This is a genomic window from Roseibium sp. ROS1, assembly GCF_054658215.1.
In genome coordinates this window covers 1-785 of sequence record NZ_BAAGIG010000027.1, presented here as the reverse complement: position 1 = coordinate 785, position 785 = coordinate 1, and the positions used below count along the sequence as shown (strand labels likewise).

The 785-nt window shown below is 58.6% G+C and carries 1 protein-coding gene; it reads left to right on the top strand.

Features of this window, described 5'->3' with window-relative positions; genetic code table 11:
• The coding region (locus ACYQ6M_RS30340) for a DUF932 domain-containing protein (RefSeq protein WP_460077694.1) at positions 1-672 on the top strand (672 nt) is incomplete at its 5' end.
• Between the last annotated feature and the right edge of the window lie 113 nt (positions 673-785).

Genomic DNA, 785 nt, shown 5'->3' with positions numbered 1-785 from the left:
CAAGGCCGTACCCGCGATGCCAGCAAGAAGGACTTCACCAAGCACCTGATCCGGCTTCGCCGCCTCGACCACGATGCCAAGTTCTGCGTTGGGGATACCGTCTGCGAAATCCTGCTCAAAAACGCAAATGATGGTACGTCCGCTTTCGATATCATGGCCGGGTTGTTCCGCATCCGGTGCCTGAATTCCCTTGTCGCCCAGACCTCCACCCTCGACAATGTGAGGGTGCGCCACAGCGGAAACGTGAGCCACAAGGTGATTGACGGCACGTTCCGCGTGATGAAGGAAGCGGAAAAAGCCCTGGCAGCGCCAGCCGATTGGAGCGGTCTGATCCTCGATCGTGACGAAAGGCAGGTGTTTGCGGAGGCGGCGCATATTGCCCGGTTCGGAGATACCAAAGGGGAAACCACGACCCACATTCAGCCAAGCCAGCTTTTGAACACCCGCCGCACGGGCGACCGGGAAAACGACCTCTGGACAACTTTTAACGTTGTTCAGGAAAACGCCATCCGAGGTGGTTTGGAGGCGCGTTTCCGCGATGAACATGGACGCCTTCGCCGCTCCACCTCCCGAGCGGTGAAGGGCATCGATCAGGACGTGAAACTGAACAAGGCCCTTTGGACGCTTTCTGAAAAGATGGCGGAACTGAAAGGTTTGAGAGCCGCAGCCTAAAGCGCAAAGCACTGGCGGCAGGAACACTGCCGCCAGTCTGCATATTTCGAAATTCAGGATCGGCGCTGCTGAACCGGACCAGCCCTGACGGGCCGGGCTGATCCTGTGGAGGG